At 39.8% G+C, this 14,375-nt stretch carries 11 protein-coding genes and 2 pseudogenes; 10 read left to right on the plus strand and 3 right to left on the minus strand.

Features of this window, described 5'->3' with window-relative positions:
- Positions 1–280 precede the first annotated feature (280 nt).
- Both H6H03_RS34545 and H6H03_RS34550 read left to right on the plus strand, forming a co-directional pair.
- On the plus strand, positions 281–976 hold the full coding sequence (locus tag H6H03_RS34545) for an SAM-dependent methyltransferase (protein WP_190959526.1): 696 nt from the start codon (positions 281–283) through the stop codon (positions 974–976).
- Between the two features lie 192 nt (positions 977–1,168).
- Positions 1,169–1,957 (plus strand): Uma2 family endonuclease, encoded by a 789-nt coding sequence (locus H6H03_RS34550; protein WP_190959527.1) that lies wholly within the window; start codon positions 1,169–1,171, stop codon positions 1,955–1,957.
- Between the two features lie 147 nt (positions 1,958–2,104).
- Here H6H03_RS34550 and H6H03_RS34555 read toward each other — a convergent pair whose 3' ends face one another.
- Together H6H03_RS34555 and H6H03_RS34560 are read right to left on the minus strand one after the other, a co-directional pair.
- Positions 2,105–2,308, minus strand: coding sequence for a ChaB family protein (locus H6H03_RS34555; RefSeq protein WP_190959528.1), 204 nt, complete (start codon positions 2,306–2,308; stop codon positions 2,105–2,107).
- Positions 2,309–2,608: 300 nt separating this feature from the next.
- On the minus strand, positions 2,609–3,070 hold the full coding sequence (locus H6H03_RS34560; protein WP_190959529.1) for a pyridoxamine 5'-phosphate oxidase family protein: 462 nt from the start codon (positions 3,068–3,070) through the stop codon (positions 2,609–2,611).
- A 613-nt stretch (positions 3,071–3,683) separates the two neighbouring features.
- On the opposite strand from H6H03_RS34560, the gene H6H03_RS41895 reads away from it, so the two are divergent.
- Complete coding sequence (locus H6H03_RS41895; RefSeq protein ID WP_313932000.1) at positions 3,684–6,863, plus strand: cation-translocating P-type ATPase; 3,180 nt, start codon at positions 3,684–3,686, stop codon at positions 6,861–6,863.
- Between the two features lie 119 nt (positions 6,864–6,982).
- Positions 6,983–8,167 carry a methionine adenosyltransferase gene (gene metK, locus H6H03_RS34575; RefSeq protein ID WP_190959530.1) on the plus strand — a complete coding sequence of 395 codons (1,185 nt, stop codon included), beginning with the start codon at positions 6,983–6,985 and terminating at the stop codon, positions 8,165–8,167.
- 178 nt (positions 8,168–8,345) lie between these two features.
- Here metK and H6H03_RS34580 read toward each other — a convergent pair whose 3' ends face one another.
- The gene (locus H6H03_RS34580; RefSeq protein WP_190959531.1) at positions 8,346–8,903 is read right to left on the minus strand and encodes a Uma2 family endonuclease; all 558 of its coding nucleotides are present in this window, start codon (positions 8,901–8,903) and stop codon (positions 8,346–8,348) included.
- 294 nt (positions 8,904–9,197) lie between these two features.
- Between H6H03_RS34580 and H6H03_RS34585 the strand changes: the two genes are divergently transcribed.
- The 6 genes and pseudogenes from H6H03_RS34585 to H6H03_RS34605 form a co-directional block, all read left to right on the plus strand.
- Positions 9,198–9,494, plus strand: a complete 297-nt coding sequence (locus tag H6H03_RS34585) for a hypothetical protein (protein ID WP_242058127.1) — start codon at positions 9,198–9,200, stop codon at positions 9,492–9,494.
- Positions 9,495–9,602: 108 nt separating this feature from the next.
- Positions 9,603–10,292 (plus strand): annotated as a pseudogene (locus H6H03_RS40820) (caspase family protein); the annotation flags it as partial.
- Positions 10,293–11,369: 1,077 nt separating this feature from the next.
- Positions 11,370–12,458 (plus strand): phosphate ABC transporter substrate-binding protein PstS, encoded by a 1,089-nt coding sequence (pstS, locus tag H6H03_RS39895; protein ID WP_313932001.1) that lies wholly within the window; start codon positions 11,370–11,372, stop codon positions 12,456–12,458.
- Between the two features lie 259 nt (positions 12,459–12,717).
- On the plus strand, positions 12,718–12,939 hold the full coding sequence (locus H6H03_RS34595; protein WP_190959533.1) for a bromodomain-containing protein: 222 nt from the start codon (positions 12,718–12,720) through the stop codon (positions 12,937–12,939).
- A 161-nt stretch (positions 12,940–13,100) separates the two neighbouring features.
- Positions 13,101–13,652 (plus strand): alpha/beta hydrolase, encoded by a 552-nt coding sequence (locus H6H03_RS34600; protein WP_190959534.1) that lies wholly within the window; start codon positions 13,101–13,103, stop codon positions 13,650–13,652.
- 180 nt (positions 13,653–13,832) lie between these two features.
- Positions 13,833–14,375 (plus strand): annotated as a pseudogene (locus tag H6H03_RS34605) (helix-turn-helix domain-containing protein); the annotation flags it as partial.

The raw sequence follows: 14,375 nt of genomic DNA on the forward strand, positions 1-14,375 counted from the left end.
CACAAAGACGCGGGGACGCGGAGAGTTGGGAATAGTAAGTAATTATCCGAACTTGATATCACACAAAATTTAATTCCAAAATTCTGTTTTGTTAAAAATAGCAGAGTCTTTTTAGGATTTTAATTTGGCATTATTAGCCATTTTATTCCTAATTTGCCTGCTCATTAATTTCCTTGGCAGACACTTTGTTACTCAAGGAACAGTTTTTTATTGCCTTTCTATCAGGTAGTAAATCAATTTTGGTTGCATCAATCATACCTTATTATTGAGTGAAGTTCAAATGAAAGACATCTTTTTTTGCCCTGAAGAATCTAATTTCTACTCTAACTGCCTAGAAAATCTTGTAATTAGAAATTGTCAAGATTCCGAATTCATCGTTGAGTTTGGTTCAGGAGATGGCAGCCCTGTAATTAATTCTTTGTTGAGAAACAAATTTGATGGCATAATTCAGGGATTTGAATTAAATACTTCTGCATGGAAAGCGGCAAATTTAACCATTGATGAATACAATCTCAATGATAAATATATCATCCATAATTCATCTTTATTTGAATCTTCTCAACATAATGCAGGTTATCTGATCGCTAATCCCCCATATCTCCCTGCACCAGATAATGATATATGTATGCCACTTTTATTTGGAGGCATAGATGGAGCTACGATTACTAACGATCTTTTGATGTTAAATTATGAAAATGTGTTGGTTTTAGTTTCTAGTTTTTCTAATCCAATAAGTACGCTAGATGTAGCCAAAGAAAATGGTTATTGCGTGGAAAACTTTCTGATTTTACCTTTGCATTTCGGCTACTATAGTTCTGAACCTAAGGTGAAAAAACACATAGAAGAATTACGCAAACACAAAATGGCATTTTATTCTGGGAATTATTATTTTTTAGCTGGAGTTTTATTTACAAAGTGCGAAGATTGTGAAATAGATTTATCTAATGAATTAGCCCAGGTAATGACTAGTTTATGAATATATAGCAATCCTAAATCATTTGTGAAAAACAAGATCCCTGATTTCTCAATGAAATCTGGATCTGAATACCACAAATTCTCACAAATAAGATAGGATTGCTATAGTATTTCTGTATACTTTTGAGCGACCTAGTTATTGCTATTGAAGCATAATAGAGTTTGAGAGTTTCAGGATCGGGAATGCTTTAGGATGTATCAAACTGACCCGCCGCGATCGCCAAAAGATGTGTTGCCAACCATGTACGATCTTCCCAGTGAAGATCCTAAGGAGCCTGGTTTGCCCGATCAGTTTCATCTCTTGCAACCTCGTCTGTTGGACGAAACCTTTCGTCCGCAAAATTACCCCAGCGATGAAATATTTGTTGCTAGCGATTTGAATCTTTATTATGATCCACGCCATCCACTGTGGCATAAACGCCCAGATTGGTTTGCTGTTTTAGGCGTTTCCCGTCTCTACGAACAGCGGGATTTACGCTTAAGCTATGTCGTTTGGCAAGAGGGAGTCGATCCTTTTATTGTGGTTGAGTTGCTGTCTCCAAGCACTGAAAAAGAAGATTTAGGGCAGACATTACGGGATATTGAGCAACCACCAGGAAAATGGGAAGTTTATGAACAGATTCTTCGTGTTCCTTATTATGTAGTGTTCGATCGCTATAAATATCAGTTCAGAGTGTTTAAGTTAAATGGGGCGCGTTATGCTGAGGTCACACTTTCAGAGTCACGCTTCTGGATACCAGAATTACAATTAGGCTTGGGCGTATGGCAAGGACGCTATCAAGATGTGGAACAGCCTTGGTTACGCTGGTACGATTGGACAGGCTGCTGGATATTGACTCCTACAGAACAACAAAGCCAACGCGCCGAACAAGAAAGTCAACGGGCTGAACAAGAAAAACAACGGGCTGAACAAGAAAAACAACGGGCTGAAAGGTTGATCGCGCAGTTGCGATCGCTTGGCATTGAACCTGATGTAGATTAGCCATCTCCAGAAATTAAATATGCGTTATCCACAACCCTTGTAGAGACGTAGCAATGCTACGTCTCTACATTATTTTTCTTCAATCCTATGTTTTAAAGCGCGGGTTCCTCCTGCCTTCTGAATGTTCCTCTCCCCAAGGGAGTTGACTTATTCGGGCTTTTTATGCCAATGTCCATCATCGCCTTTTTGGTAATCGCGCTTCACAGCACTCCAAGCTACACGAAAAGCACTTTCTTCTTCACCATACTCTTCTAGAGCGTTGTTAAAAGCAGCCCGAAAAATTTCTTGGGCGTGCTTGGGTAAGTTATCTTTAACTGAATCTGGTAAATCTTCAATTTGCTGATAAGGCATATGAATAAATGACTAAATTGGAATTACATCCTTTTTCATGTATTTGAATCACATCTGTCGTAGGGGCGCAAGACCTTCCGCCTTTACCGCCTAGTCTATTTACCTGAAAATAGCTGTAAAGTGTGTAAATGTTAAATTATAGTGGCGCGGCAAGCCTAAATTAATACAATACAAAATTTCTTGATATTGCTGAAATTTCAATAATTGAGAAACTTATAATGCATTATTTTAGTCTTATCACACCACTAAGTAATAAGTAAAAAATCATGTCTTACAAGAGATACAAATTAATCAGTTCCCTTAAAGACGTGATGGTGTCAAAAAGCTAAGTTTTTGAGGTTTAAAACTCGATATACTATCCCAATAATTGACTTCGCTAATATTGACCTTGAGTAAAGCAATATTAGGTTCATCTAGTCCTTTAGGAAACCAAGTTTGAAGTTCTGGTTTCCATAATTCTCGCATCTTGTTGCGGTCTTTTACAAGTTGCGAGCTACCTGAAATAGAAACGAACCGTTGCTGTTCTGATGACACAAAAGTGACATTAACCTGCGGATAATGTTCAACCTCAGTCACCTTATGAGAATCCGTGTAGGTAAAGAACCAAAGTATAGCATCAGCATTAATCTCACCACTTCTTGACATAGGATAACTATGCAAGCTTCCATCATCATCGACTGTGGTGAACATCCCATAATCAATATTTTTGATTAGTTCATCCAACTTTTGAATCTGCTGTTCGCGGTCTGTATAAGTTGTCATTGGCGGTACTTTTTTTGTTTAATTTTCTGGAATTTAATTTTTGATTTCAGCCAGGTTGACTTTACATAGGTAAAAATCATCTTTCATTATTAATGATTTTAGTTGTAATTGCGTGAGTCTACAGGTTGAACTATATTATTAATAATATTTTTGCCTTATATCTTTAGAAATATTAATTGAGAATGAGGTTCAACCACAAACTGCCGCTCGTGTAGCTCTATCTTTGGGCGAATTTCATAACAAAGATTGGATTTGTAAGCTTATTTCTTTAGATATAAATTTTAGAGTCTTGACCTCAATTCAAGTTTTTTATGTAACTTTAGACTGATGAATGCAGCTATTAATTTAACTAGGCTTAGATTCGGAGATCTATCTTAGATAGGACTAACGCACTGTACAAACTAATCATGGTATGGATTCACCAAAATAGATAGGCTTAGGCTTTTACTAATCATTATCTGCCCTTCGGGCAAGGCAGAAGGCTCCAGGGCAGAAGGCAGAAGGGAAGAAAAAGTTTTAATATCAATACGTAAGTTTTATTAAAACACCATTTATATAAAGTTTATATAAAGTAAGATAATTATTTTAGGGCAATATAGGAGTAAGAATTGCTGTGATTAAAGCAATACACACGACTATTAAAGGGAGAGCTAGATTTAAAATAAAAGAACTTTATGGTTCGGTAGAATTAAAGGAATATTTGGAGCGATCGCTTTCTAAAGAGCCAGGGATAAATGATGTTCGTGCTAACCCGATAACCAGCAATATTTTAGTCAATTTTAACCGAGACATCAGTCATACTCAAATTTGTACTTTAATTGAAAAAGTATTATTAAATTCTCCCAAGCCAATTAAAAAATCTCAGAGAAAGAAAAAATCAATTACTCAAACAACTGCCATCCAAGAACAAAAGTCAGAAAACTGGCATTCAATGGCAGAAAATAATGTCGTAGATACATTAAATACCTCAAAAACATCAGGATTATCTAGTGAATCGGCTGCTGCAAATCTTCAGAAATATGGCGCGAATATTTTAGACCAAGCAGCAGTTCGTTCTGATTGGAAGATCGTAATTGAGCAGTTTCAATCTCTACCAGTAGCTTTGCTGGGTGTTGCCGCCGGAGTTTCTATTCTCACAGGTGGAGTCATAGATGCTGTGGTGATTATGGGTGTTGTTGGTTTAAACGCAGCCATTGGTTATGTCACAGAAAGCCAATCAGAAAGAATTATTCATTCTTTGAAAAATCAGGAACAAACATCAACTCTGGTAATTAGAGAAGGTAAACAAATAGAAATTCCCACAGAAAATGTTGTTTTAGGAGATATTTTATTTCTCAAACCTGGCGGTTATGTAGCGGCAGATGCCCGACTCATTGAAGCTGATAATCTGAGTATTGATGAGTCTGCCTTGACAGGAGAAAGTATTCCCGTTACCAAAATTACTGCATCTTTGAGTGGTGAGGATATTCCCTTAGGCGATCGCCACAATATGATCTACAAAGGAACTTTTGTGACCGGTGGTCAAGGACTGGCTGCGGTTGTCTCCACAGGCAAATTTACCGAAATGGGTAAAATCCAACAAATGGTTGGTGAAGCAACAGCAATCCAGACTCCCCTAGCAAAACAACTAGATGAAGTTGGTAGCCAGCTAGTTTTAATTAGCATGGGAATCTGCGGTTTAGTCTTTGGTATGGGAGTATTACGGGGATATGGTTTAGTACAAATGCTCAAATCATCCATATCCCTAGCCGTCGCTGCGGTTCCCGAAGGTTTACCCACCATCGCTACTACAACCTTAGCCTTAGGCATCCGAGATATGAGGAAAAATAACGTCCTCGTTCGCAGTTTGAGTGCGGTGGAAGCATTAGGTTCCGTACAGACAATTTGCATGGATAAAACTGGGACACTGACAGAAAATAAAATGTCTGTGGTGGAGATATATGCAGACAGCAGACACATTACCGTGTCCGATGGAGAATTTATTTCTGGCCAAGAGAAAATTAATCCCTATATCTGCGATCAACTCTTAAAGCTGATTCATGTCTCAGTTCTCTGCAATGAAACCCAAATCAGCCTACAGGACGATGGCGAGTATATAGTTACAGGTTCGGCAACAGAAAACGCCCTGATTTACATGGCAATTAGCGCAGGGGTAGATGCGATCGCACTTAGAGAAAAATACAGCGTATTGCAAACAAACTTGCGGTCAGAAAATCGTAACATTATGAGTACAATTCATCAAACCCCTGATAGCAATCAATTAATTGCTGTTAAAGGCAGCCCCACCGAAGTTGTGCAGATATGCCAAAAGTGGGTCAAAAATGGGCAAATAGTACCTTTAAGCGAAGAAGACAGACAGGCGATGGAAATCGAAAACGATCGCATGGCAGGAAAAGCGCTGCGGGTGCTGGGTGTAGCTTATAGGCATATCGATGAAGGACGCCCTAATGCGGGGACGCGGGGACGCAGGGGCACCAAGGGGCGGGGACGCAGGAATGCAGGGACGCGGGGACGCAGGAATAATAAAGATATAGAAATTGTAAAAGGCAATGATGTCGATGAGTTTTCTCAGATCGGTGTCTCTCCATCTTTGCGTCCTTGCGTCATTGAGGATGACTTAATTTGGCTGGGTCTTGTAGGCATGGCTGACCCCATTAGAAAAGGTGCCAAAGAATTGATTGCTGACTTTCACCAAGCGGGTATTGATACAGTGATGATTACTGGGGATCAAAGCCCAACAGCTTATGCGATCGCCAAAGAATTAGAATTGAATCGAGATCCGCAACTCGAAATTCTCGATTCTACAAACCTGAATAACCTGAAACCAGAGGCATTGACAGCACTTAGCGACAAAGTAGATGTTTTTGCCCGCATCAGTCCCAGCAACAAACTGCAAATCGTCCAAGCATTGCAAGCAGCCGGAAAAGTCGTTGCCATGACCGGCGACGGTATTAACGATGCACCAGCATTGAAAGCCGCCCAAGTTGGCGTAGCGATGGGCAAAGGCGGAACCGATGTTGCACGTGAAGTTGCAGATATCGTTCTGGAAGACGACAGACTAGAAACCATGATTATTGCCGTTAGTCGCGGACGGACAATTTACAACAACATTAGAAAATCCGTGCATTTCTTGTTAGCCACAAACCTCAGCGAAATCATGGTCATGACCAGCGCCACCGCATTGGGTATAGGCGAACCCTTGAATGCCATCCAACTCCTGTGGTTGAATTTGGTAACAGACATTTTCCCCGGACTATCCTTAGCTTTAGAAGCACCAGAACCAGAAGTATTGAGTCAGTCACCCCGCAATCCCGACGAACCAATTATTAAAAACACCGATTTTGCCAGAATTGCCTTTGAATCAGCAACACTATCCGTCAGTACCTTAGCAGCTTATGGTTATGCCATTTCTAGATATGGTATTAGTCCCCAAGCAAGCACCATTGCCTTCATGAGTCTAACTAGCGGACAACTGCTGCATACAATTAGCTGTCGTTCAGAAAAACATAGCATCTTTAATCAAGAAAAACTGCCGAATAACCCCTACTTAAATACCGCCATTATCGGCTCATTTGCCATCCAAATTTTAGCGATCGCTGTTCCTCCCTTGAGGAATCTTTTAAAAATTACCCCACTCAATCTTGTGGATAGTGCTGTGATTGGCAGCAGTGCTTTACTACCATTATTAGTCAACGAATCAACCAAAAATACTACCCTCCAAAAAAATGATCTTCCAGCAATCCACCCACAGATAAATACCCTCCAATTATCTCTCCCATCCCAAACACAATAACTCTCTAAAACTCTTCTTACTCTGCGTTCTCTGCGTCCTCTGCGGTTCGTTTTTTCAAAATCCCAAATCTAAAATTGCATCAGCCTTTAATAGAAGTCTCATATCAAAGGTAAATATTTATGAAAAAAGACTTCATGTTTACATCAGAGTCAGTCACCGAAGGGCATCCAGATAAACTTTGCGACCAGATTAGCGATGCGATCGTCGATCGCTTCTTACAACAAGACCCATATTCGAGAGTAATTACAGAATGTGCAGTCTCTACAGGCATCGTTTTTCTCGCCGCCAGATTTGAACCCAACACCAACGTCGATTTTACTAATATAGCCAGACAAGTAATCGAACAAGTAGGCTACGAGCATAAAGAATTTAATGGTAAAACTTGCAGCATTTTAACTAGTCTTAGAGAATTACCCTTAGATAAACACCATTTATTTGATGAAAACAGTTTAACTGACACAGAAATTGAAAAAATCACCGTTAATAATCAAGTAACAGTATTTGGATTTGCCTGCAATCAAACATCGAGTTTCATGCCCTTACCAATATGGCTAGCCCACAAACTTGCTAAACAAATTAGTGAAGTCAGACGCCAACAAATGCTTCCATACCTGACTCCCGACGGCAAAACTCAAGTAGGAGTTGAATATAAAAATCGCCGCCCGTATAGAATTCATAGTATTACAGTTATTGCCAGTCAAAACAAAGCATCAAAACCAGAATTAAAGCAATTACAGGATGATATTCGAGAGACAGTAATTTCTCCTATATTTGAAAATGAAGAAATTAAACCAGATGCACAGACAAGAATATTTATTAATCCAGACGGGCCATTTATTCGCGGAGGCCCTGCGGTTCATTCTGGGTTAACCGGTAGAAAAAATGCCATAGATACATACGGCGAATATTCCAAACATAGTGGTTCAGCTTTAAGCGGTAAAGATCCAATTAGAATCGATAGAATAGGAGCATATATCGCTCGTTATGCAGCGAAAAATATCGTAGCTGCAAAACTAGCAGATGAATGTGAAGTACAGCTTAGTTATTCTATAGGACTTTCTAGACCTGTGAGTGTCCAAGTCGAAACTTTTGGCACAGGCAAAATTGCAGATGAAGAAATCACAATTCTTTTAGAAAAGCATTTTGATTTTAGGCTTGCAGGAATTATCAAACAATTTAATTTAAGACATTTACCTGCATTAAATAAAGGTAGTTTCTATAGGAAACTTGCTGCTTATGGCCATGTAGGAAGGATAGATATAGAACTACCTTGGGAAAAATTAGATAAAGTTGATGTTTTTTAAAAGATAAATTATCAAAAAAGAATTCAGGAGTCAGGAGTCAGTATTCAGAATTAATTTACGATTGACTAACGCTAGGTTATCAGTGGTTGAATTGAATTGATCGCCAAAAGTGATTCTGAATTCTTAATTCTTCAAAATTGCATAGGCGTAGCCTAACCTAGTCATTCCACTCTAAAATTCAAACTAATTCTGCCTCTTCAAATACCTGCCTTGTGGTTAATTCTAAACCTGGAAGTAGCGTATCTACAATGGGTGTGTTATCCGTATAAACTTGATTTGATCCATCAGGCAGAAAAACTTTAATACTCATAACTTCTGGATCTATCACCCAAACTCTGGACACACCCGCAGCTAAATAATCCTTCGCTTTCTCTTCAAATTCCTTTATCGTCTGGTCTGGAGAGATAATTTCAATTACCAATTCTGGAATTGCAGGACAAGCTTCATTACGCTTCCAACTTTTGGGTAAACGTTCGTAAGATATGTAGGTTAAGTCTGGTAGAGGTGCCCAATCTTTACCTTGACGTTTTAAGAGAATTGCCCACTCAGGAAGAACTCTACCTTTGCCTTTGCACCATGCACGAATTAGTAATCCTAAAGCTATCTGTAAACTTGAATGAAAAAATTTTGGAGACACTTTGGGGACTGCTTGACCATCAACAAACTCATAGTATACATCTCCTTCTGGAAGGCTGAGAAATTCTTCTAAAGTAAGTTGACCTATTATGTTAACCATAAGCTTCACAAGATAGTGGCTAATACACATATCCTACATGTGAAACAGTGGGTGTGACTATGAAATTTTGTATGACATTACAACAGCGATCGCTCTCGTATTGCTAAATTAATTAGGGCTTGCTGTGTTCAGTAATAGTATTTATTTTAACTTTGGAGTACTCTTCCTATTTATAGTACGCTATGCATCTTGGTAAATTATTTATTCACAACAATCCAGACTGGAATTGTGACTAACTAGCTTGTATAAGATAGTTGTGATAATTTAAGCATTAACCACAATTAGAGGTTAAAAATGGCGAGTACATCCAACGTCCAGATTACCATCGCCTTGCAAGAGCCTGATTTAGATGACGATGAGCTGCAAGACGAAACGCAGAGACTGTTGCAACAGATGCTGGAACTGGATGAAGTGGAAGATGCTAGTCTTTTCCGTGAAGCAGAAGCGCCAGCAGGCAGCAAGTCACTTACAGGGTTGGCTGTGGGTTGGCTAACAGCGCAGGTGAATGCCAAGAATATTAAAGCACTGATGGGATTTTTAGGCGTAGACGCGGAGCGGCTTATCGCCTTGGTAACAAGACTATTGAACTAGAAATTGAGGCCAATGGCAAGAAACTGAAAGTAAAAGCCAGCAGTCGGCAAGAACTAGAAGCAGCAATTGAAGCAGCACAGAAATTTGTAGCAGGATAAAGAATTTCAAATGGTTAAGGTAGCGTTGCTGATTGGGGTGAGTGAGTATGAGCCTGGTTTGAATCCGCTACCAGGTGCTGTCAAAGATGTTGAAGCGATGCAGCAAGTACTGGTACATCCAGAAATGGGTGGCTTTAGTGAAACAGACATTATGGTGCTAAAAAATCCCCAGCGCCAAGAGATGGAAGAAGCGATCGAAAATCTATTTGCTCATCGTCAGAAAGATGATTTGTTGCTGCTTTTTTTCTCTGGTCATGGCATTAAAGATGACACAGGCAGACTTTTCTTAGCAACGCGCACCACACGCAAAACTCCCAGAGGTGATTTAATTCGCTCATCGGCAGTAGCAGCCAGTGTTGTACATGAAAGTATGAGCCGCAGCCGTTCTAAGCGGCAAGTGGTGATTCTGGACAGTTGCTTTAGCGGTGCTTTTGCTGAGGGTTTATCAGCCAAAGATGACGGTACAGTAAATATTCGCGAGCAATTAGGAGGAGAGGGGCGGGCTGTTCTCACTTCATCTAGTTCGACTCAATATTCCTTTGAGCAGCAAGGGTCAGACCTTTCAATTTATACCCGTTATTTGATTGAAGGAATTACAACTGGGGCGGCGGACTTAGATGAAGATGAGTTTGTCTCAATTGACGAGTTGCATGATTATGCCAGTAATAAAGTTAGAGAAATGCAGCCGACGATGAGGCCAGAAATCTATACCAGTAGAGAGGGCTTTAAGATTCGACTGGCAAAAGTTCCGCCAGGCGATCCCAAACAGAAGTATCGCAAAGAAGTAGCGCGATACAGTAATCGTGGAGAAGTTACTTTTGTCGGTCGCAAGATTTTGGATGCCATGAGAAGCCGCTTAGGACTATCTGAAATAGAAGCAACTGCAATTGAAGATGAAATGTTAGCGGTTACTCGCCAGGAATTTCGAGAAAAGTTACAGCGATATGAACGGGACTTTAGTGAGGCACTCCAGCAGCAATTAGCCCTGAGTGAAGATGATCTCAATATGTTACGACTGAATCTTCAGCAAATTTTGGGGCTGAGGAATGAAGATACAATGCCAATTGAGGTGCGGGTTAAGGCAAGAATTGAAGAATATAAGCGGCATCTACGAGAGTACGAGCAATCATTATCTGAAGCAATGCGACAAGAGTATCCTCTTAGTCAAACTACTCGCGAACAATTGGAGCAAATGCAGCGTCAATGGCAAATTACTGATGAAGATTTAGCATTTCTTGAAAGCCGCGTTACTGCTGAAATAGAACTCTATCGAGATAAATTACAGCAATACGAACAAGCATTTACTAGAGCGGCAAAGCAGCAGTGTCCTCTTAGTGAAGAGAAACACAATGAACTGCGACATCAACAGCGAATTTTAGGACTCAACCCTAAAGATATTGTGCAAATTGAAGCGAGAATTAATGCTGAAGTTGAAGCCTTGCAACAGAATTTAAGGCAATATGAGCAAGTACTACGTCAATTAATTCAATACGAATATCCCATTAGTGCTGAAAATCGTAAAGATTTACAACGGTTGCAGCAAACTTTAAACATTACTAGTTCAGAAGTTAGTTTGATCGAGGAACAAGTATTTCAAAGCCGCGAAGTTCAACAAAATCAGCAGCCAGTTCAGGAACAAAAAGGTCAGACTATTCCAAATTTAAAATCTATAGCTGTAACTGAACAACTTCCAAAATCACTAGACGCTTCTACAACTAAGCCGAAAATTTTACCGCAAATACCTTGGAAAGTTGCATCGAGTTTAGCTGGGGCAGTAATTACTACTGGAATTTTAATCCAGTTCTTCTCAACCCAGCAACAAAACCCGTCTTCTCAATCACAAGATTCCAGCAATAATATCTCCTCCATGCCAACCAAACTGGAGCTCGATGGAAATGTCAGCTTAACTGGGGCTGGTGCGTCTTTTCCAGCACGACTATATGATACCTGGTTTACAGATTTGAACAAAAAATATCCAAATTTGCAAGTTAAGTATCAGTCAGTTGGTAGTGGTGCTGGAGTTGAGCAATTTATCAAAGGCACAGTAGACTTTGGTGCTAGCGACGTAGCTATGAAAGATGAAGAAATCCAGAAAGTGCCACAGGATAAGGGCGTTATTTTACTGCCCGTAACTGCTGGTTGTATCGTGCTAGCTTATAACTTGCCAGATGTTGCCGAACTGAAGCTAACACGGGCTGTTTACGCTGATATTTTATTAGGCAAAATCAAAACTTGGAACGATCCGAAAATTGCTGCGGCTAACCCTAGTGCTCAACTTCCTAACCAACCAATCATAGTTGTTCATCGTTCCGATGGTAGCGGAACCACGGGTGTGTTCACAAAACATCTTAGTGCTATCAGCCCGGAGTGGAAGAGTAAAGTTGGCGAAGGCAAAACTGTGAACTGGCCGACGGGAATTGGTGGAAAGGGTAATGAAGGTGTTACCGCCCAAATCCAACAAACACAAGGTTCTATTGGTTATGTCGACTACGGCTATGCCAAACAAAATAATCTGAAATTTTTTGCATTAGAAAACAAAAGTGGTAAGTTTATTTATCCTAGCTTCAAATCAGCCTCTAAAACCTTGGAATCAGTAAGCCTACCAACAAACCTCCGCGTCTTCATTTCCGATCCAGAAGGAGCTGATTCTTATCCCATTGTTACTTACACTTGGCTTTTAGCTTATAAGAAGTATTCTGATGCCGCAAAAGCCAAAGCAATCGAAGCAACCATAGACTACGCTTTGACTGAAGGTCAGAAAATTGCCCCTGAATTGGGATATGTTCCTTTACCCCAAAATGTGATTCAAAAAGTTGCTGCTGCTGCCGATCAAATCAGCCCAGACTATACGATTAGTATAAAATAATAGTTTTATTCTTAGAACGAAGACACTTTTAAAATAAAATTAAAAATAAATTTTATCTTTGCAGGGGCGATCGCCAATAGCCAATAATAACCATAGTCATCATACCCCCAGCCCTACCGCGTATTCTTAACACAAAAAATGTTAAATTTATACCCTTTGAATGAGCCTCTTCAACCTATAGCAAGAGTGTCATCTTACATTAACCGCCTACGATGTAGAACTAGGAAATCAAATTGCAGTATATCTGCTTATCGAAACTATGGACTGGAAGTATAGGTGGAAAAACGGCTATCGCCCAAGCCGAGATGAAGCAGCAAAAAACCCTCATTTGTTAGATGAAAGTCAGTTCGAGACTGAACAAGACCGACAGCTAGCTGAAGAAGCTGCAAGGAAGCATTTAGGTATACCTGCACCAACTTTAGACGAAGAAAAATCAATACTACCTCATGCAGCTTCGCCTAATGAAAAGGCTCAAAAATAATACTGTTTTCCGAAATTTTTGCAACAAATTAATTGGTTGTAGGGGCGTATATATATACGCCCATAATCATGTATCTGTAGTAGGAATTTTGTAAAATAGCGCATTGGGTGTTTTTTGCCCATCCATATAGACTCCACATAATTAAAAACTTCGACAAAATAATGCAAATTTTTCAACTTTGGAATCAATTAAACACCAAAAAGCTTGCTAAGCTACTCAGTCAAACAGTAGCTTTAGGCGTAGGCGCTATCGTTCTATTTTCAAGTAACAATGCTGATGCTGCCGAGCAAGTTATATTAAAATATGGCGATTTTCAAGGCCCAATATCTGTTCAAGAATTAAATCAATTTGCAGAAACTGGCAAGACTACCCCAACATTAAGGGCTTATTTGCAGGCGGCTCAACAAGAACCCGCATTAGCACGTAAAGCACTCAAATCTGGCATCAAAGCCGATCGCACTTTTTTAAATAACTTACTCTCTAGTTGGGCTGGGCCAGTTTTAGTTAACCAAATTGGTGAGGTAGTTCATCCCCCCGCAGGAGAATTAAACCAACAAGCACTACGAACTGCTTTAGGTGAATCTATTAAGCAAAATGGTGAAGTTACACTACTGGGAGCTATTCAAAATTATCCTAGTAATTCTGTGGAATTAGAAGGAGACCGTCTCATCGTTGTCTATGAACGCCTAAGCAATCTGGCAGAAAACTTTTGACAGGTAGCTACTGTTGAAATTTAATACCCATGAGTCTACCTCAAGATTCTACCCTATGACTCAGAAATTCCCTAACGTAATTGTAGAGTTGAATTTAAGCATAAGTAGAACGAGGTGAAAAAACCAAACTATGTAAAGATAAGTAAATACGTACAATGTGTCTACAAAGGTAAAAGCGATATGGGCAGTCGTTTAAGGGTATTTCTGACTAGAGAGCAGGATAGAACTCTTTTAAACCTGAGAACGGCAGATGTACCTCAGAAGGTGAAAGACAGAGCCGAAGTGATTAGATTGAGCGGACATGGTTGGTATGTAGAGAAGATAGCAGCACATTTTAACTGGACTGCCCAAACAGTGAGAGAAGTGTTGCATAGATGGGAAAAGTTAGGCTTAGAAGGTCTTTGGGAGAAACCAGGGCGGGGAGGAAAATCAAGGTGGGTGGAAGCTGACATGGTTTTCTTAGAAGAATGTTTGGAGCTTGAGCCACGTACATATAACAGTGTTCAGTTAGCTCAAAAATTAGAACAAGAACGCTCCGTAAAATTAAGTCCTGACTGGTTAAGACAGGTACTTAAAAAAAGGGGGTCATTTGGAAACGAACCAGAAAAAGCCATAAGAGGAAACAAGATCCGGTAGTACAGCAAATCAAACAGGCTGACTTAGAAATGCTGGAATTATCTGCGGCAGCTGGCGAAATCGATTTAAAGTATGTGGATGAATCAG

It is taken from the genome of Nostoc paludosum FACHB-159, assembly GCF_014698835.1.
GTDB classification, from domain to species: Bacteria; Cyanobacteriota; Cyanobacteriia; order Cyanobacteriales; family Nostocaceae; genus Nostoc; species Nostoc paludosum.